13 protein-coding genes are annotated in these 18,964 nt (G+C 72.7%); 9 read left to right on the forward strand and 4 right to left on the reverse strand.

The window, feature by feature from the left end; all coding sequences use genetic code 11:
• The first annotated feature begins 27 nt into the window (after nt 1-27).
• The 6 genes from C9F11_RS01290 (at nt 28) to C9F11_RS01315 (ending at nt 6,317) form a co-directional block, all read left to right on the forward strand.
• Nucleotides 28-2,493 carry a beta-ketoacyl-[acyl-carrier-protein] synthase family protein gene (locus C9F11_RS01290; protein WP_138957482.1) on the forward strand — a complete coding sequence of 822 codons (2,466 nt, stop codon included), beginning with the start codon at nt 28-30 and terminating at the stop codon, nt 2,491-2,493.
• Nucleotides 2,493-2,870 carry a hypothetical protein gene (locus tag C9F11_RS01295; RefSeq protein WP_138957483.1) on the forward strand — a complete coding sequence of 126 codons (378 nt, stop codon included), beginning with the start codon at nt 2,493-2,495 and terminating at the stop codon, nt 2,868-2,870. The genes C9F11_RS01290 and C9F11_RS01295 overlap by 1 nt, the downstream gene beginning before the upstream one ends.
• Nucleotides 2,867-3,616, forward strand: coding sequence for an SDR family oxidoreductase (locus tag C9F11_RS01300; protein ID WP_138957484.1), 750 nt, complete (start codon nt 2,867-2,869; stop codon nt 3,614-3,616). Before C9F11_RS01295 ends, C9F11_RS01300 begins: the two co-directional genes overlap by 4 nt.
• 92 nt (nt 3,617-3,708) lie before the next feature.
• The gene (locus C9F11_RS01305; RefSeq protein ID WP_138957485.1) at nt 3,709-5,316 is read left to right on the forward strand and encodes an MFS transporter; all 1,608 of its coding nucleotides are present in this window, start codon (nt 3,709-3,711) and stop codon (nt 5,314-5,316) included.
• A 91-nt stretch (nt 5,317-5,407) separates the two neighbouring features.
• Entirely contained in the window at nt 5,408-5,743 is a 336-nt protein-coding gene (locus C9F11_RS01310) for a hypothetical protein (RefSeq protein ID WP_138957486.1), read from the forward strand.
• A 223-nt stretch (nt 5,744-5,966) separates the two neighbouring features.
• Nucleotides 5,967-6,317, forward strand: a complete 351-nt coding sequence (locus C9F11_RS01315; protein WP_138957487.1) for a hypothetical protein — start codon at nt 5,967-5,969, stop codon at nt 6,315-6,317.
• 109 nt (nt 6,318-6,426) lie between these two features.
• Here the strand turns inward: C9F11_RS01315 and C9F11_RS01320 are convergent, their stop codons facing one another.
• On the reverse strand, nt 6,427-9,336 hold the full coding sequence (locus C9F11_RS01320; protein ID WP_171075596.1) for a LuxR family transcriptional regulator: 2,910 nt from the start codon (nt 9,334-9,336) through the stop codon (nt 6,427-6,429).
• A 329-nt stretch (nt 9,337-9,665) separates the two neighbouring features.
• On the opposite strand from C9F11_RS01320, the gene C9F11_RS01325 reads away from it, so the two are divergent.
• The 3 genes from C9F11_RS01325 to C9F11_RS01335 all read left to right on the forward strand — a co-directional run bounded on the left by C9F11_RS01325 (nt 9,666) and on the right by C9F11_RS01335 (nt 12,943).
• Nucleotides 9,666-10,277, forward strand: a complete 612-nt coding sequence (locus C9F11_RS01325; RefSeq protein ID WP_138957489.1) for an ATP-binding protein — start codon at nt 9,666-9,668, stop codon at nt 10,275-10,277.
• A 237-nt stretch (nt 10,278-10,514) separates the two neighbouring features.
• Complete coding sequence (locus C9F11_RS01330; RefSeq protein ID WP_171075597.1) at nt 10,515-11,057, forward strand: winged helix-turn-helix domain-containing protein; 543 nt, start codon at nt 10,515-10,517, stop codon at nt 11,055-11,057.
• Complete coding sequence (locus C9F11_RS01335) at nt 11,054-12,943, forward strand: AMP-binding protein (protein ID WP_138957491.1); 1,890 nt, start codon at nt 11,054-11,056, stop codon at nt 12,941-12,943. Before C9F11_RS01330 ends, C9F11_RS01335 begins: the two co-directional genes overlap by 4 nt.
• Before the next feature lie 11 nt (nt 12,944-12,954).
• Here C9F11_RS01335 and C9F11_RS01340 read toward each other — a convergent pair whose 3' ends face one another.
• The 3 genes from C9F11_RS01340 to C9F11_RS01350 all read right to left on the reverse strand — a co-directional run bounded on the left by C9F11_RS01340 (nt 12,955) and on the right by C9F11_RS01350 (nt 18,791).
• Nucleotides 12,955-14,634, reverse strand: a complete 1,680-nt coding sequence (locus tag C9F11_RS01340) for an ABC transporter family substrate-binding protein (protein WP_138957492.1) — start codon at nt 14,632-14,634, stop codon at nt 12,955-12,957.
• Nucleotides 14,635-14,724: 90 nt separating this feature from the next.
• On the reverse strand, nt 14,725-17,814 hold the full coding sequence (locus C9F11_RS01345) for a dipeptide ABC transporter ATP-binding protein (protein WP_138957493.1): 3,090 nt from the start codon (nt 17,812-17,814) through the stop codon (nt 14,725-14,727).
• Nucleotides 17,811-18,791 (reverse strand): ABC transporter permease, encoded by a 981-nt coding sequence (locus C9F11_RS01350; RefSeq protein WP_138957494.1) that lies wholly within the window; start codon nt 18,789-18,791, stop codon nt 17,811-17,813. The genes C9F11_RS01345 and C9F11_RS01350 overlap by 4 nt, the downstream gene beginning before the upstream one ends.
• Between the last annotated feature and the right edge of the window lie 173 nt (nt 18,792-18,964).

Raw genomic sequence — 18,964 nt, forward strand, 5'->3', positions numbered from 1 at the left:
CAGTGGCCGCAGCGAACAGGAGAAACCATGAGCTCCAGCACACGGCGCGCGCAGAGTGTCGCCGTCACCGGAATCGGCATCAGCTGCGCGCTCGGCACCGGCGCGGAGCACGTCTGGCAGGCCGTACAGAGCGGTGCCCACGGCATCGGCAAGACCGAGCGCCTCGACGTGTCCAGCCTCAGCTGCCGCTACGCGGGCGAGGTGCGGTCGGTGCCCGCCGGGGTGCGGCGCGTCGGCATGCGACCCGACCGCGCGACGCGCCTCGCCCTGGCCGCCGTGCAGGAGGCCGTCGAGGGCGCGCGCCTGAGCCTGGCCGACCACGACTCCTACCGGGTGGGTGTGGCGGTCGGCACCTCCGTCGGCGGTCTGGAACACGGCGAGCGGTTCCACTGGGACGTCCTCAAGGACGGCCCCGGCGCGGCCGGGCGGCACCGGCTCACCAGCTACCCGCTGTACACCTCGGCGGACGCCATCAGCGTGGCCTTCCAGCTCAGGGGCCCCAAGGTGGTGCTCTCCAACGCCTGCGCCGCCGGGTCCAACGCGATCGGCTACGCGGTGGACGCCATCCGTGAAGGGCGCGCGGACATCATGATCGCCGGTGGGGTGGACGTGCTCGACATCCTCTCCCTCGCCGGATTCGACAGCCTCAACGCCCTCGACACCGAGCCCTGCGCCCCCTATTCGCGCAGCACGGGCACCAGCCTCGGCGAGGGATCCGCCTTCCTCGTCCTGGAGGCGGAGTCCCTCGCCCGGGGCCGCGGCGCCACCGTCCTCGGCCACGTCCTCGGCTACGCGACCACCAGCGACGCCTACCACGCCACGGCCCCCGACCCGGCCGGCAACGGCGCCTACCGCGCCATGCGCCGCAGCCTCGCCCAGGCCTCGCTGACTCCCGAGGACGTGGACTACGTCAACGGCCACGGCACGGGCACCCCGACCAACGACAAGGCCGAGACCAAGGCGGTGGCCGACCTCTTCGCGCCCGCCGCCCCGGTGCCCATGAGCAGTACCAAGTCCCAGGTGGGGCACATGCTCGGGGCCGCCGGAGCCATGGAGGCGGCCACCTGCGTGCTGGCGCTGCGCGACGGGGTCCTGCCGCCCACCGTCAACGTCGCGGAGCCGGCCGGCACCGCGCGCGACCTCGTCGCCAACCACGCCCGCCCGCAGGCTCTGGACGTGGTCGTCTCCAACTCCTTCGCCTTCGGCGGCAACAACTGTTCCCTCGTCCTGGGCCGTCGCCCGGCACCCCCCGCCGACGTGCCCGACCACCGCGTGGTCATCACCGGCGCCGGTCCCGTCACCGCGCTGGGCAGCGGCCGCCAGGCCTTCCTCGACGCGCTGCGCGCGGGGACCAGCGCCGTCGGGGCCGCCCGTCTGACCGATGTGTCCCTGTCCCGCACCCGCCGGGCCGCGGAACTCGACAGCGCCGAGTGCCGACGCCATGTGGACCCGGCCTACGCCCGCCGCCTCGACCAGATCGGCCTGCTCACCCTCGCCGCCAGCCGACTCGCCGTACGCGACGCCGGTCTGCGGATCACCAAGGCCGACGCGGAGCGCGTCGGCATGGTCTTCGGCACCTTCAGCGGGCCCATGCAGACCGTCGCCCAGCTCAGCGAGACCATCGGCACCGTGGGCCCGCACCGGGTCAACCCCCGGCTGTTCCCCAACTCGGTCATGAACGCGGCGGCCGGTCACGCCTGTCTCGCCCTGCAGATCCGCGGCCCCCTGTCCACCCTGGCCACCGGCTGCGTCGCCGGCCTCAGCGGCCTGGCCTACGCCGCCGACCTGGTGCGGCGCGGGGAGGCCGACGTCATGCTCGCGGTCGGCGCGGACGAGCTGACCCCCCTGCTCCACTGCGGCTTCGACCGCCTGGGCCTGCTCTCCGACGACACCGTCCGCCCCTACGCCGACCCCGCGGGCGGCACCGTCCTGGGCGCGGGCGGCGCCGCGCTGGTCGTGGAGTCCCTGGAGCACGCCCTGCGGCGCGGGGCGACGGTCCTCGCCGAGGTCAAGGGCCACGCGATGACCTCGGACGCCTACCGCGTCGCCGGGAACGACCCCTCCGGCGCGGCCTGGGCCGAGAGCTTCACCCGCACCCTCGACCACGCCGGCCTGGCCGCGGACGACATCGGCACCGTGTACGGCGACGCGCGCGGCACCGCCGCCATCGACGCCGCCGAGGCCGCCGCCGTGAGCCGGGTCTGGCAGCCCGGACAGGTGCGGCTGAGCAACCTCAGCCCGTACGTGGGGCACGTGCACAGCACCACCTCGCTGATGTCCGCGGTCTGCGCCGTCGAGACCGTCCGCACCGGCTGGAGTCCCGACGTCCCGCCGCCGTCCACGCCGGGGAACGTGAGCACGTACCTCCGGGCCGGTGCCGAGGCGGGCCGGGCCTGCCTGGTCACGGCCGCCAACTGGGGCGGTACGTACGCCTCCCTCGTCCTCGCGCCGTACACCGGCCCGGCGGCGACGGCCCGGACGGCGGTGGGGTGATGGCTCCACCCGCCCTCGTCCTGCTCGCACCGGCGCAGATCCCCGATCCGGACGACGCGTGCTGGCGCGACTGGCTCACCGCCGAAGAGATCTCGTTCAGCCGCGGCTTCCAGCGCGCGCACGAGCACCTGGCGGCGCGCAGGGCCGCGAAGGCCGCCGTCGCGTCGCTCCTGGGCCTGCCCGCCGACCACCGGCTCTGCCGGGCGCTCGAAGTGGTCCGGGCGCCCGGTTCCGGGCCCGTGCTCCGGCTCGGCGGCGCCCCCGCACACCTGCTGCGCGACGCGGGCCTGCCGCACCCCCGCGTCTCCTTGACGCACGCCAGGGGCCACGCCGCGGCGCTCGCCTGGCTGCCGGTCCCGAAGGCGGGTGCGCGATGACCGCGGGCAGCCAGGTCGCCCTCGTCACGGGCGCGCTGGGCGGCATCGGCCGGGCCGTCACCGAGCACTTCCTCGCGCGCGGCATGGGCGTGCTGGTGACCGACCTGGACGGCGAGGCCTGCCGCCGGGCCGCGCGCGACCTGAACGGTTCCGGCGGCCCGGGCCGCGCGCTGGGCTGCGGGCTCGACGTCACCGAGCCCGAGGCGTGGGAGCGGGCGACCCGGCTGGCCCGGCGCCGCTTCGGCCGCCTCACCGTCCTGGTCAACAACGCCGGAGCCCTGGGGCACCAGCCGTTGGAGGGCACGGGCGAGCAGGAGTGGGCCCGCGTGGTCCGCGTCTGCCAGCGCGGCACGTTCCTCGGCATGAAGGCCGTGGCGCCGTGTCTGCGCTCCGCGGGTGGCGGCGCGATCGTCAACGTCGCTTCGGTGTACGCGCTCGTGGGCTCGGGCGCCTCGTTCGCGTACCACGCGGCCAAGGGCGCCGTCCGGGCCATGACGACCGCCGCGGCCGTCGAGCTCGCTCCCGGCGGGATCCGGGTGAACGCCGTCTACCCCGGCATGGTCGCCACCTCCATGACGAGCTCCGCCCCGGCAACGGTCGTACGGCGGGCCGTGGACGCGACACCGCTGTGCCGTGCCGCCCGTCCGGAGGAGATCGCGGCCGCGGTGGGCTTCCTGGCGTCGCCCGCGGCCTCCTACGTCACGGGCGCCGAGCTCGTCGTCGACGGCGGTTACACCGCCCGCTAGGGCCTGCCCGGTGCGGCGCCGCGCCGGCCCATCGGGCAAGACCCCGGCGCTCCCGACCAGCAGTACCGCACTCATGAAGGGCCGTAGCGCTCATGCCCCCTGCGTCTTCCCGCCGACCGTGGTCGGTCCTCGCGGTGCTGTGCACCGGCTTCTTCGCGATCGTCATGGATACGACGATGGTCAACGCCGCTGTCCCCGTCATGATCGGCGAGTTCGGGGCGGGCCTCGGTGCAGCGCTGTGGGTGGTGAACGCCTATGTCCTGACCTATGCGGCGCTGCTGATCACCGGCGGGCGGCTGGGTGACCGCTTCGGTCCCAAGCGGCTGTATCTGGCGGGCCTCGCGGTCTTCACGGTCGCGGCGGGCTGGTGCGCGGCGGCCGACAGCATCCGCGAGTTGATCGCCCTGCGCGTGGTGCAGGGCCTGGGTGCGGCTCTTCTGACGCCGCAGACCAGCGCGTTCATCACCGTGCTCTTCCCGCCCCGGCTCCGGGGCACGGCGTTCGGCGTCTGGGGCGGTGTGATCGGGCTCTCGGCCGTGGCGGGGCCCCTCGCGGGCGGGGGTCTGATCGCGTGGGCGGGCTGGGAGTGGATCTTCCTGGCCCATGTGCCGCTGGGCTGCGTCGCCTTCGTCCTGGCGGCGGTGGTCGTGCCGGACCACCGTCCGCGCGTCCCGCACGGCTGGGACGTCACCGGCACGCTCCTGGTGACGGCCGGTCTCGCGGCCTTCTGTTACGGGCTGTTGGAGTACGGCCGCCCCGGCGGCACGGCGTCGGTGGCCGCCGGGACCTGGGTGGGCGTCGGCGCGGTCCTGCTGGTCTGTCTCCTCGTGCAGCAACGGCGCACGCGGGGCGAGCCCTTGGTGCCGCGGGCCCTGTATCGGCGCCGCGCTTTCGTGAGGGTGGCGGCCATCGGTGCCGGGGTCCACTTCGCCGTGGTCGGCACCGCGCTGCCGCTGCTGCTCTACCTCCAGAGCGTCCTGGGCAACGACCCGCTCGCCGCCGCCACGATCACCGCTCCCTCCGCCCTCGCCGTCGGTGTCGTCGCCGTCGTGGTGGGCAGGTGGAGCCAGGGCGCGCGCACGGCTCGGCTGCTCGGCGTCGGCGTACTCGTCTACGCGGCGGGACTTGCGCTCACCGTCCTGTGCGCCCGACCCGGCGTGAGCGCATGGCAGTTGCTCCCGCCGATGCTGATTGCCGACGCGGGCATCGGCTGCACCCTCGCCCCGGTGACGGCCATCGCCTTTCAGAGCGTGCCCCCTTCCCTGGCGTCCGGCGCGTCGGGGGTGCTCAACACCGCGCGGCAGATCGGTGGCGTCCTGGGCGGGGTCGGCGTCGGGGCCCTGCTGCGCCTTCGGCTCTCCGCCGACCTGCCGGCGCACACCCATGCCACGGCGGAGGACCTGCCTTCCCCGCTGCGTGCGCCCTTCACCGACTCCCTGCTCCGCCTCTCCGGCGACAGCCTCACGCGGCCCCCCGCGCCGGCCGGCCTGTCCCCGCGCGAGGCAGGCCTCTTCGGCGACTTCACCGACGCCGTCTTCCAACAGACGTTCATCAGCGCCTGGCGCACCACGATGGCGCTTCCCATCGGCGTCCTGCTGCTCTGCTACGTGCTCAGCAGGCGTCTGCCGCTCGAATCCCCTCTCCGAATCCCACCGCAAGGAAAAGGAAAGAAAAGCCCTCAGCATTCACAGAGCTCCTAATCTGGCCGAGGGTAGAAAGCAAGGCCCCGCCGAGAAATCCCCGGCACATTCCGCAGCACATTCCGCAGCACATAGAGAAAGCAGGACTTCCATGCTGAACACCTCCAGCAAGATCGCCCGGTTCCTCTGCTCCGCCGCCCTCGTGGGTGCGGTCGGCGTCGCCGTCGCGGGCCCCGCGCAGGCGGCCTCGCAGGCGCGCTCCCCGCAGGCCGGCGACGCCACCCAGGGGCAGTACGTGCACCTCCAGGGCAAGCTCACGGCCGTGGCGGACGACCACGTCAAGGTCACCACGGGCGGGACGGTCGTGACCGTGCTGCTCACCGATGACGCCTACTGGATCGGCCACCTGAAGGTCGGCGCCCAGGCCGACGTCACGGCAACCCTCGCGGACGGGGTCTACACCGCCAAGGTGATCGTCACCTGGTAACCCCGAATCCCACCGCCCGCCCGGGATCCGCGTCAGCGGACCCCGGGCGGTTCTCCTTGCCCACGACCCGCTCCGGAGAATCAATTCCTCACCATCGCAAGAACAACGAAAGAAAACCTTTCAACGAAGCGGAGGGAGAATACCCTTCGGAATGTCACATCACCGTCCGGATCCCCACCCATTTCCCGCAAGGGAATCCGGCACCGACATCGAGGAGTGCAGTATGAACAGATCCCGGAACCTCATGGTCAAGCTGGCGTCAGTCGGCATCGGCCTGGTCGCCACCGTGGGCGCGTTCGCTTCGACGGCGCACGCCGCTCCGGCAGACCCACGGCCCCTCAAGGCCACGAGCGCCCAGGCCGCCAACCCGGCCCAAGTCACGGTGTTCTTCGGCAGGATCACCGCCTTCAAGGACGACTACCTCGAACTCGCCACGCAGACGGGGCAGATGCGTTTCAGCCTCCGCTACGGCGCCGAGTACTACGGCCCCATGCGCGTGGACGTCTACGCACGGGTGGAGGCCTCCTTTGCCAACGGCGAGTGGTACGCCAAGCGGATCTACGCCCGGGCGTAGCGGATACCTGATCGGATGCGGCCTCTGCCGGAGAAGTCTCCGGCAGAGGCTCACGTGTGCCCGCGCCCTCCTGCTCCGCCGTACCGCACCGCCGTGGTGGCGCGCGCGTTCACCGGGGCGGGCCGTCGCCGAGGTGGGCGGCGAGGGCCCGGGACACCTCGGCGCGGTTGACGACCCGCAGCTTCTTCAGGGTCCGGGCGACGTGGTGCTCGACCGTGCGCACCGAGAGGCAGAGCGCCTGGGCGATGTCGCGGTTGCTGGCACCTTCGGCGAGGAGCCTGGCCACCTCGATCTCCCGGGGTGAGAGGCCCTCCCCATAGCCGCGCCTCCCCGGTGTGGCGGGGCGCTTCGCACCCGCCTGCCGCAAGGCGTGCCGACACCGGGCGAGGTCGGCGGTGGCCTCCAGCCTGCTGTAGGTGTCGAGCGCTTCGTCGAGCGAAGCGGACTCCGCCGGTGCTCCTGGGCCGCTGTGGCACAGCGCGAGCAGTTCGGCGGCCCGGGCGGCGAAGTAGGGCCTGCCGATGGTCCGCCACATGTCGCGGGCCTGCTGGAACCACCGGGCCGCGCTCGCGGGGTCGGTGCTCTGCTCCAGTACGCCACGGGCGACGCAGAGTTCGGCGTCCGCAGCGGGTGCGACGTAGCCGCCCCGTGCCGCCAGGGCTTCGGCCACCAGGTCCTGCGCCTCGGCGCGGTGACCGGTCGCCAGGCCCGCGCGGACCGCCGCCTGGACCGTGCCCAGCGGCTTGTACCAGATGCCGGCGGACCGGAGCAGGCGGAGCGCGGGCCCGAGGGTCTCCCACGCCTTGTCGGGCTCGTCGCGGGCGAGGTGGACCTCGGCGGTCGCGGCCGCGGCGTGCAGGGTGCACACGGCCCCGCCGATGCGTTCGCCCGCGCGGCGGGCGAACTCCAGGTGCTCCATCGCCGTGCCCCACTGCCCCTTGCAGACCGCGAGGCTCCCGCCGATCAGGGCCTGTTCCCGCTGCGCGATCGCCATGTCGGGGCAGGTCGTGTTCAGCTCGTCGAGGCGCTCTTCGAGGCCCGACCAGGCTCCGGCGAACCAGTCGCACCGCAGCAGCTGGGTCCGGGCGAAGCATTCCAGGGAGGGGTTGACGCCGTCGGCCGTCAGCTGCGCCGCCTCGTGCAGCACCGCGGCCGCCCGCGCGTCCTCCCCTCGGTTCAACGCGTTCGACCCGACGTTGTACAGGGCGATGAGTCGCTGTCTTCGCGTCTCGGGGTGCGGGGAGGTCCGCGGCAGGGCGTCGACCAGTTCCCACAGGCGGGCGTCGCCCTTGCGGGACATCAAGAACAGTTTCGCGCCTTCGAGTTCGGCCATCCGGGCCTCGTCCTGGCAGCCTTGCAGGGCGCTCTCGGCCCGTGCCACCCACTGGTCGAGCTCGGCGGCGGTCTGCGTACGCTCGTAGAAGATGGCGCTGAGCATGCCGGACGCGGCGAGCGTGGGCCACGGTCCGAGCTCCTCCACCGCCTTCATCAGCTCGCGGTACGAGGCCTTGTCGCCCGCGTGGTTCACGAGGACCGCGGCGAGCGTGAGCCGCACGCGGCCGCGGGTCTGGACGGGCAGGGTGGTGTCGTCCACGAGCCGTCGCATGATGGCCAGGTGGTGCGCGAAGCGCGTGAATTTGTGCGCGATGTCGCTGAGGGCGAGCGCGGCGCGCGACCGCACCTCGGGGCGCACTCCGTCCTCGCTGAGGATGCCGTGCAGGAGTTGGGAGGCGATGCCGTCGTCCCCCATGGCGACGGCTTCGCGGGCCGCGGCCTCCGCCTCGCGCAGCCACGCCTGCTTGTCCCCCAGCGCTTTGGTGTGGTGGGCGATCTGGACGAGCGCGGGCCGCGGCTGTCCGCGCAGTACGCCGTGGGCCCGCTGGTGCAGGTGGATCCGCTGCGGGCCGGGAAGGTCTCCGTAGACGGCTTGCTGCGCGAGGACGTGCCGGAAGGCGTACTTGGCGGGTTCCGACTCGTGCAGGAGGGAGCGGTGCAGGGCTTGGGTGAGCGCGGCGGTGGCCTGCTCGGCCGCCAGTCCGGCGACCTCCGCCAGGACGTCCTGTGCCGCGGGTACCGCGAGGACGGCCGCGGCCTCGACGAGGCGGGCGGCGGACTCCGGCAGCTCGGCCAGCCGCTCGTGGACGGCTTCCCGCAGGGAGCGCGGCGCCGGTGACCGGCCCAGGAACTCCACTTCCTGTTCGAGCCCTTGGGCGGCGTCCTGCGAGGTGCTCCTCTTGCGCCGGTCCAGGAGCGTGAGCAGGTCCTCCTCCACCACCAGGGGGAGTCCGGCGCTGCGCCGGTGCAGCACCCGGCCCAGGGTGTGGCCCGCCACGCGTCCCACGACGTCCGAGGCCAGGGCCGTGACCTCGCGCGCGCTGAGCGGCTGGAGCCGGATCTCGCCGCCCGACACACCGATCGGCCGCCGGTAGGCGTTGCCCAGGACGGGCTCGGTGGGCGGCAGGTCCTCCGCGCGGTAGGTGAGGACGAGGCCGAGGCCGCCGGGGGGTTCCCGGGCGATGAGGAACAGCAGTTCGCGCGTGGCCTCGTCCGCCCAGTGCATGTCCTCGATGACCAGCACCACCGGCTCGACCGCGCGCAGCACGGCGCGGATGCCCAGGACGAGCCGGAGGCGCTCGGGCATCGCCGAGGTCGCCTGGCGGGAGTCGTCGAGGTGGGGGGCCAGGTCCGGCAGATAGGCGGCCAGCGTGCCGGTTTCGGGGGGCAGCAGACAGTTCTGGGGCAGGTGCTCCGCCGCCTTGCCGACGGCTTGGAGGACGGGGCCGTACGGGAACGGCTCGCGCAGCGGATAGCAGAGCCCCGTCGCGACGTGCGTGTTGGAGGCCGTCAGCAGCAGTTCCGCCTCGCGGACGAGGCGGGACTTACCGGATCCGGCCTCGCCTTCGATCATGACCACCGAGGGCGGGCCGCGCAGGGAGGTCATGAGGTCTTCGAGCTCGCGCTCGCGGCCGACCAGGGTGAAGCCGTCTCTCCGCATCCCCGAGATGTCCGCGGAAGTCACCGCCTGAGCCACCGGTTCTCGTCCTCTGCAGGGTGTGAACGGCCTACCCGAAACACCAGACCAGACCGCCCAGTTTAGCCAGCGCGGCCCCCTTCGTCCGTCCGGCCGCCGGGGGCGCGCGAAGCGTGGAACGGGCGGGCCGACGCGCCCCGAGCACCCGGCGAATCGGCATGCGAACACCCCCACCCCTGCTCCACACCACGTAATCCGTGCTCCACACCACGCAATAGGTGGTGCCCCGCATTGAATGCGCATCTATCCGCGCGGTCCTCTGGGTGTCGACAGGCGCGATCCCTCACAGCTCCGCTCAGCGGACCGAGGAGGCAGAGATGACTCCGTTCTTCGACAACCGCAGCAACGTGGCACTGGAGACCAGGCCCGTGCTCAGCGCCCGCTCCGAGACCGGGCAGGCCCGGCACCCGCACGGCGCGGAGCCGCCGGTGGCCGCCCCTCCGGGCCCGGCGCCGCACGCCGAGGACGGCCGTACCGACCGGCACTACCAGCGAGATCGCCGACGGCCGGGGGGCTTTCGCGCCCTGCGGCTCAGGCTTCCGGCCGCCGCCGACGCGGTGCCCGGCGCCCGTCACCGGGTGCGCCGCTCCGTGATCGAGTGGGGCTGGGGCGACCAGGTGGACACCGTGGAGCTCCTGTTCTGTGAGCTGCTGTCCAACGCCGTCAAGCACGCGTCGACGGGTTCCGGGGCCGAGGAGACGGTCGAGGTCTGCGTCCGGCAAGGAGACGCCTCGCTCATCGTCACGGTCGACGACTCCGGTTCCAAGGGCACTCCCGCGGTCGCCGGCTCCCCCGTGGACGAACTCGCGGAGAGCGGTCGGGGGCTGCTCCTGGTGGAGGCGATGGCCTCCGCGTGGGGCTGCGGCCGGACCCGGAGGGGGACCAGGACGTGGTTCCTGTTGGACCCGGCCGGTTCCGGGCCCCGCTGAGGCGGACCCGACCGCCGAGGGCGGCGACGCCCAGGCCCTGCGCCCGGCTCTCCTCCCCGCGCCCCGGCCCTGCGATGCCCGGCCCCCTCCCCAAGGGTGCTCGGCCGGGCGGTGAAGCCTCCCGAAGAGCACACGTCCCCCGCGCCACAGGAAGACGCATACATGATCCGCTTTCCCGCACCGCTTCCCCCGCACCCAGACCATCCGGCCGGGCCGGCACGGCGCACGCCGCAGGCCGTGCCCCCCGCCACGCCAGGACGTCGGAACATCCACCGCGCGACCGGCGGCATCCCGACGCTGCGCTGGCCGGAGCAGGCCGCCGTGGTCCACGAGCTGCGTCTGCGCAAGGTGCCCCGGCTCCTCCTGGTGCTCCCCGGGGAGCAGCCGCCCACGACCGTGGACCCGATGGAGGACTGGGCGCGCCTTCCGGTCGACGAGAGGGAACTGCAGGTGCGCTGCGACACCTTGCGGGCCAGGGCCTCGCTGCGCAAACCGGTGATCGACGCGCAGGACGTGCTGCGCTTCGCCGGGCGGCACCTGCCGCTGGCGGCGGGCGAGGCGGAGATCGCGCGCCCGCTCGCCGAGTCCTACGGATCCGTGGTCAGCCGCGAAGAGCTGGCCGCCCGGCTGTGGCCCGACGAAGAGAACGGCCGGCGGAACGCGCTGGACGTCAGGATCCTGCGCACGCGCCGCCGGGTCGCCCCACTCGGCTTGATCATCAGCACGGTGCGGCAGCGGGGCTACCTGCTCCACGCCGAGCTCGACGAAGGAGCGGTATGAACGCCGAAGGCAACATCCCGATCGTGAGCTACGGCCAGGTGGTCCCCGGCGACGGCTGGGACAGTCCGACCGACCCCGGCGAGACGCTCGCCCACCTGGCCCGCCGCAACGCGGCGCTGTGGCCCGACGCGGCGGCGCTGCGCTGGCGCGACCTCGTCGGCGACCGGTGTCACCTGACCTACGCCGAGGCCTGGAGCGACAGCGAGGGCACGGCGCGCGGTCTGCTGTCCCTGGGCCTCGCTCCGGGCGATCGCGTGGCGGTGCTCAGCGGGCTGCGGTCCGAGTGGACCACGACGCTCATGGCCGCCGCGACGTCGGGCCTGGTCGTGGTGTCCCTGCTGCCCTCGACCGTCCCCGAGGAGATCGTCCACGTACTCGGTGACTGCGGCGCCCGCGTGGTGGTGTGCGAGAACGCGGCGCAGCTGGCGAAGGTCGAGGCCGCCTGGCACCGCCTGCCTCGGCTGCGTCACGCCGTGCTGATGGACGCCCCCGCCGAGGCCTCGGACCCCGGTCCCGCGGAGCACCCGGCGCGCACGGTGAGCCTCGGCGAACTCCGTACCCGGGGGCGGGCCGAGGTCAGCGCGGCGGAGCTGCGACGGCTCTCGGACGCGGTCCGGGCCGAGGACCTGCTGGCCATCATCTACACCTCGGGCACCACGGGCCCCAAGAAGGGCTGCGCCCTCACCCACGGCAACTACGTCAGCGTCCTGCGGGCGCACCCCCGGCCGCCGCACCGCCCCGGGGCGGCACGGGACCACAGCAACGGCACGATCTTCGTCGTCACGGGGCCGCACACCATCGCGATGCTCATGCAGGTGTTGGCCTGGTGGTCGCGGTACACGCTCGCCTTCCGCCGCGGCGGCCCCGACGACAGCCTGGTGGACGAGATCCGCGCCGCACGCCCGCAGATCCTGCCGCTGGTCCCCCTGGCGCTGGAGCAGATCTACAGCTCGGTCCTCGCCACCAGGTCCGAGGCGGAAGCGTCCCAGGCCCTGGAAGCGGCGCGGGCGGGCCTGGACGCACGTGAGCGCGTCCGGCGCGGGGAAGCCCTGCCACCCCGCCTCCAGGAGTGGTTCGACGCGATGGAGGAAACGCTGTTCGCCGAGGTCCGCGGGCACTTCGGGGGCGCGCTGCGGCGGGCGACGGTATCGGGCGCGCCGGTGTCCGAGGAGATCCTGTCGTTCTTCCTCGGCTGCGGAGTTCCCCTCGTCGAGTGCTACGGGATGACGGAGACGGCGGCGGTGGCCACCACCAACACCCCCGACGCCTACCGCCTCGGGACCGTGGGCAGGCCCCTGCCCGGCGTCGAGGTCGCCACGGCGCCCGACGGGGAGGTCCTGATCCGGGGCGCCAACGTCTTCAGCGGCTACTGGGGTTATCACGAGGACGCGTTCGGCAGCGTGCGCGACGGCTGGCTGCACACCGGCGACCTCGGCAGCATCGACGCGAACGGCTATCTGACGCTCACCGGACGCAAGAAGGAACTCATCCAGCTCTCCCACGGTGTGGCCGTGACACCGCATCCGCTCGAGAGCGCCTTGCGCAGGCATCCGCTGATCTCCCATGCGGTCGCCTATGGGGAAGGGAAGCCGCATCTCGTGGTCCTTCTGACGCTCGACGAGCGCTACGCCCCGAAGTGGGCGGCCGAGCGGAGCCTGCCCACCGACATCCCGCGACTGACGCGGGAGCCGGTCCTGTTGGAGGAGCTGGAGCGGACGCTCGCGGAGGCGAACGCCACCCTCCAGGACTACTACCGAGCCCAGGCGATCACGCTTCTTGAGCGCGATCTCTCCCTGGACGAGGGGGAGCTGACCATTTCGATGAAGGTCGTGCGACCCGTGGTGCACGCGCGCTTCCGCACGTCCCTCGAAGCGCTCTACCGGTGACGTTCCCACTCTCACTTGGTGAAGCCGATGTCCTGATAGACGACGGAGGCGAAGCCTTGGGCTCCCAGGTTGGCCAGCGAACGCTTCGACGCGACGATTCCCGGATCCTGGTAGAGAGGGATGTCCGCCGCCTCCTGCCAGATCAGGCGATCGGCCCGGTTGATGACGTCGAGGACCTTCCGCTTGTCCGTCTCGGTCGCCGCCTCGTCGAGCAGCGCGTCGATCCGCGCTGTCCCGGTCCGTGAGAAGTTCAACTGCATGTCCTTCCCCTTGGGCTTCACGTAGAGGCTGCGATTGACCGACACCGGGAAGGGCCGCATGGTCCAACTCACCGTCGTCAGATCGAAGTTGCCGGGGATGATGTAGCGCTCGAAGAGCACGTTGAGCGGAACGAGCGTGAGCTTCAGCCGGACACCAGCTGTGCGGAGCATGGCCTGGATGACCCGTCCCTCGTTCTGCGCTTCGGCGTCTCCGCTCACGGCCAGGTAGTCCAGTTCGAGCTTGCGGCCGTCCTTCTCGCGGACGGCGCCGTCGAGATGCCACCCGGCCGAGGCGAGCGCCGCCCGGGCGGCCGCGGGGTCGTAGGCGCCGACCCGGCCCGCGTTGTCCTGGTAACCGGCCTGCTGGGGCAGGAGGAAGTGGTTGCCGAGCGGTTGTGCCTTCCAGTCGACCCCCTGGAGCGCGACCTCTGCGATCCGCCGGCGGTCGATGGCCCGCGCCAGCGCCCTCCGCACACGGGCGTCCCGCAGGACGGGGCTCTCTCCGTTCATCGTCAGCTGGTGGTGGCTCGACGATCCGGCCCGCAGGATCCGCGCGTGCGGCGTGTCCTGGGCGGACCGGTACGCGGCGGCCCTCGTCCCGACGTCGAAGAAGTCGACCTCTCCGTTGGCGAAGGCCCCCGCGTGCGCGGCCGGGTCGAGCGCGCGGAATACGATCTTGTCGAGCATCGGGGTGTTCCCCCACCACTTCTCGTCGCGCACCACGGTGAGCGTCTTCGCGGTCTCGTCCCGCTGGGCGAACTTGAACGGCCCGGCCGTGACGCGCGCCTTGCCCCTGAATCCGTCGTTGAAGCCGCGGGCCGTGCGGATGACGGACGCCGGGTACAGGGGCGTGAACAGCGAGCGCCACTCCCCGAAGGGTCTGGCGAAGTCGACGGTGACCTCCCGGTCTCCCCCGGGCCCCCTCGACACCTTCGCGATCAGGTCGTAGCCCGTGTGGGACACCGCGTGGAAGTCCGGGTCCCTGCCGTTCTGCGCGCGCCAGCTCGCCAGGAAGTCCCGGTAGGTGATCGGGGTCCCGTCGCTCCATCGCGCGTCGTCGTTGACGCGGTAGGTGACGCGCTGCCGTCCCGCCTTCGTACGGGACACGGCGGAGAGGAGGTAGTCGGGGTCCGGCGCCACCCGGCCGCGGTCGTCGCTCTTCATGAGGACGGGCATCATCGACTCCATGATGCGGCGTGTGTCGATGTTCCCGCCGTCGAGATGGCGGACGTTGAGGTTGTCCTGGATGACGCCCAGCGGCCAGTCGAGTACGCCTCCCTTCCTCAGGTCGGCGCGGTCGACGCGGTTGACCTGGCTCGCGGCAGGGCCCGCCGACGGGGGCTCGTCCTGGCGGGTCGCGCACGCGTTGACGAGTGAGGCGCAGACAGCGGCTGCGAGCACCGAGGTGACTGCCGTGCGAGAAGGGCGCATGGGGCTGCCTTCCTGTGGACGTGACTGCCGATACCCGCCCCTGTGCGCCGGTCGGGCCCTTCCGACGTGGGCGGCTGTTGCTGGTGGCCCTCAGCACCGGCCCTCGCCGGGGGCGGCGAAGTGACAGGCCGCGGTGTGGTCCTCTCCCTGCGCCGAGGGCATCGGGTCCTCGGCCTCACAGCGTCTTCGCTGCTCGGGCGGCAGGTCGGCGTAGCGGGGGCAGCGGCGACGGAAGCGGCACCCCGCGTGGACGTCCGCCGTTCCCGGCTCCTCTCCCACCACCGGGAGGCGGGTCCGGGCCCGCTCCCGTCTCGGCTCGGGCCGGGGCACCGCGGACAGCAGGACCTGGGTGTAGGGGTGGCTGGGCCGGGCGAGGACCGTGTGGGCGGCTCCGGTCTCGACGACGCGTCCCCGGTGCATGACCGCGACGCGGTCGGCGAGGTATCCGGCCACGGCGAGGTCGTGGGTGACCAGCAGGCAGCTGATCCCCAGCTCCGCGCGCAGCCGGTGCAGCAGGTTGAGCACGGTCGCCTGGGCGGAGACGTCCAGCGCCGCGACGGGCTCGTCGAGCAGCAGCAGCTTCGGCCGCAGGGCCAACGCCCGTGCGATGCCGACGCGTTGGGCCTGGCCGCCGGAGAGCTGTGCGGGGTAGCGGTCCTGGTGCTCCGTGCCGAGGCCCACGAGGTCGAGCAGGCCGACGGCCCGGCGGGTGCTCGCCTCGCGGGTCCAGCCGTGCGCGAGCAGCGGCTCGGTGAGGATGTCTTCGACGGTCATGCGCGGGTCCAGGGACGCGACGGGGTCCTGGAACACCATCTGCACCTCACGGCTCAGCCGCCGTCGCAGGCCGGGGGTCGCACAGCGGCCGTCCTGACCGGCCACCAGCACGGTGCCGGTCGCGTGCCCCTGCTGCGGCAGCGGCTCCACGACCTGTCTCAGCAGCGTGGTCTTGCCACTGCCCGATTCGCCGACGAGGGCGAGCGTCTCGCCCTCCCTGATGTCCAGGCTGACGCCGTCCACGGCCCGTACCAGGTCCGTCCTGGACCACCCCAGGGACGAGCGGCGGCCCGGGTAGTGACGCACCACCCCGTCCATCCGCAGCACGACGGGGCGCTCGTCGCGGGGCGTGCGCTCCCAGGGCGTTCCCGGACCCGACGTGACGGATGCCGGGCCGACCGCCGTGCGGGCCCGGCCCTGGCCCTGTTCGCCCGTGTGCCGACGGCCGAGCTCTTCGCCGCGCAGGCACGCGGTGGGGTGGCCGACGCCGTCGCGGACCTTCAGGGCGGGCTCCTCCTCGCGGCAGACGTCGTCGGCCAGGGGGCAGCGCGGCGCGAAGGGGCACCCCTGGGGCAGGTGGAGGGCGCTCGGCGGACTTCCCTCGATCGGTGTCAGCGCGCGCCGACGGGCTTCCAGACGGGGCACCGCGCCGAGCAGGCCGACCGTGTACGGCATCCGCGGCCGTTCGTAGACGTCGTCCACGGCGCCTTCCTCGACGAAGCGGCCCGCGTACATGACGTGGATCCGGTCGGCGAGGCCCGCGACCACCGCCAGGTCGTGCGTGATGATCAGGACGGCTGCCCCGGTGGCCGTACGGGCCTTGCCGATCAGGTCCAGGATCTGGGCCTGCGTCGTCACGTCCAGGGCGGTCGTGGGTTCGTCGGCCACGAGCACCGACGGGTCGTTGGCGATGGCCATCGCGATGGCGACACGTTGCCGCATGCCGCCGGAGAGTTCGTGCGGATAGGCGTCGATCCGCCGCTCCGGGTCGGGCAGGTCCACGGTGCCCAGGAGCTCGATCGCCCGCCGTCGCGCCGCTGACCGGGACAGCCGCCGGTGTGTGCGCAGGGCCTCCACGATCTGGCTCCCGACGGAGTACACGGGAGTCAGCGAGGAGAGCGAGTCCTGGAAGACGATGGCCAGGTCCTTGCCGCGGACGCGGCACAGGCCTGCCTCGTCCAGGGCCAGGAGTTCTCGTCCGTGCAGTCTGACGGAACCGCGGACTTCGGCGTGCTCGGGGAGCAGGCCGAGGACGGCTGCTGCCGTGACCGACTTCCCGGCCCCTGATTCGCCGACGATGGCCAGGGCCTCGCCCGGGCGCACCGTGAAGGACACGCCCCGCACCGCGTGCACGGTCCCGCCGGGGCTCGGCAGGGAGACGTGCAGATCCCGCACCTCCAGCACCGGTGGCTCTTGTACGTGCGTCTGCTCGCTCGCGGGCGGGGCTTCGGCGAAGGGCGTGGCACGCCGCGTGGTGCCGCGCGGGCCCCGGGTCGCCACCGACCGCGGGTCGAGTGCGTCGCGCAGGCCGTCACCGATGAGGAACAGCGACAGGCACAACAGCAGCAGACAGCCTGCGGGGAAGTAGAAGAGCCAGGGATACGCCAGCGCGTTCGGCGTTCCCGTGGCGATGAGGGCCCCGAGCGACACCTCCGGCGGGTGCACCCCGAAGCCCAGGTAGGCGAGTCCCGCTTCGGCGATCACTGCGGATCCGAACTGGAGCGTGGCGTCGATGACGAGGAAGGACGCCAGGGAGGGAACGACGTGCCGGCGGATCACCGTCCGGCCGGGCACTCCCAGGTAGCGGGACGCCCGCACGAAGTCGCGCTGCTTGAGCGACCTCGTGCCGGTGCGGACCGCCCGCCCAGTGATCATCCAGCCGAACGCCGCCAGGAACACCACGAGGAGCAGCCACGTCGTGTCCTCGACGACCGACGACAGGGCCGTGACCAGCAGGAACCCGGGCAGGACCAGGAACAGTTGGATGCAGCCGAGCGCGGCGCGGTCCGTCCAGCCGCCGGCGTAGCCCGCGACGGTCCCGATGGCGACCGCGATCGCCGTACAGAGGAGCGCGGTGAGCAGACCGACGACCAGCGATCTCTGGGTGCCGCGCAGGACCAGGGCGAAGACGTCCGCTCCCGCGCCGTCGGTCCCGAACGGGTGGCTGCCGCCCGGGGGTCGGCGCAGGGCCAGCGGGTCGAGATCGCGGTGGTCCCAGGGCTGGAACAAGGGTCCGCAGCAGGCCAGTGCGGCGAGCCCGACGAGCACCGTCGAGCCGACGAGTGCCGCCGGGTGACGTCCCAACTCGCGTACCACCTGTACGACTCGGCGGCTTGTGCTCCTGCCGGCGAGGGCGTCGTCCTGAGCAGCCGTCAGGAGGCCTCCGGGGTCCGGGAACACGCTCATGGTGTCCTGCTCCTCGGATCGAGAACGAGGTGCAGGACGTCGGCGGCCAGGCCCGCGACGAGAACGAGGACCGCGGTGAAGAGCCCGACCGCCGCTACGCCGTTGACGTCCTGGGCGAGCACGGAGTCGACGAGCCATTCCCCCATGCCGTGCCAGCCGAAGATCTTCTCGATGAAGACCGCTCCGGTGAACGTCAGCACCGCGTTGTAGGTCAGCAGCGGCAGCAGCGGCAGCACCGCCACCGGCAGCGCGTGCCTGCGCAGCGCCGCGCGCCGGGAGAGGCCCTTGGCCCGGGCGGTGCGGACGAAGTCCTCGTGCACCACGTCGAGCATCGTCTGGCGCTGGTACAGGCTGAAGAGCGCGGCTTGGAAGGCGATCAGCGTGGTAGCCGGGAGAACCGCGTGCTGGGCTCTGCTGACCAGCCTGTCCCAGGTCCCCGTCGTCCCGGGCGCGTACTCGCCGGTGTACTCGAAGACGGTGCTCCCCACCAGGTCGTTGATGTTCCGTGCCCAGAGCTGGAGGGCCAGGGCGAGGACGAAGACCGGAGTGGCGAGGACGGTGAAGGCCGCCAGGGTCGGGGCGCGGCCGCTGCGGCGCCCCCGCAGTGAGGCGCTCCAGGCCCCCAGCAGGATCCCTCCGGCCGACCCGATGACGGTGGCGGCCAGCACGAGCCGGGCGCTGGTCGCCGCGCGGCGCAGGAACTCCGGGCTCACCGGTGCGCCGGACACCGTGCGGCCCAGGTCTCCGTGGGCGACCCCTTGTGCCCAGCGCGCCAACCGTTCGACGACCGGGGTGTCGGGGTTGAGGTTGTACGAGTCGAGGAGGGTTTCGACCTCCGCCGGGGACGGCGGCGGGTTGCGGTCGACGTAGGTGGCTCTCGGGTCCAGACTCAGTGCGGCGAGGAGGTAGGTGCAGCCGACCGCCACCAGGACCAGGAGGAGAGTGGCGGTCAGTCGGCGAGCGCAGCAGCGGAACACGGACGAGGCCCCTCGATTCGATGCCGTATGGGACGATCGAATGGCGCTTGCCTCGGACCGGCTCGCGGGCCGGGGCACCGAAAAGAGTAGCTATCTGTCCGTCACTTGCGGCCCTGGGCTGAGTATCCGTACCCGTAAGGGGGACGCCCGGAGAACAGGTGCCCCTCGGGACC

The organism is Streptomyces sp. YIM 121038, assembly GCF_006088715.1.
Classification (GTDB): Bacteria; Actinomycetota; Actinomycetes; order Streptomycetales; family Streptomycetaceae; genus Streptomyces.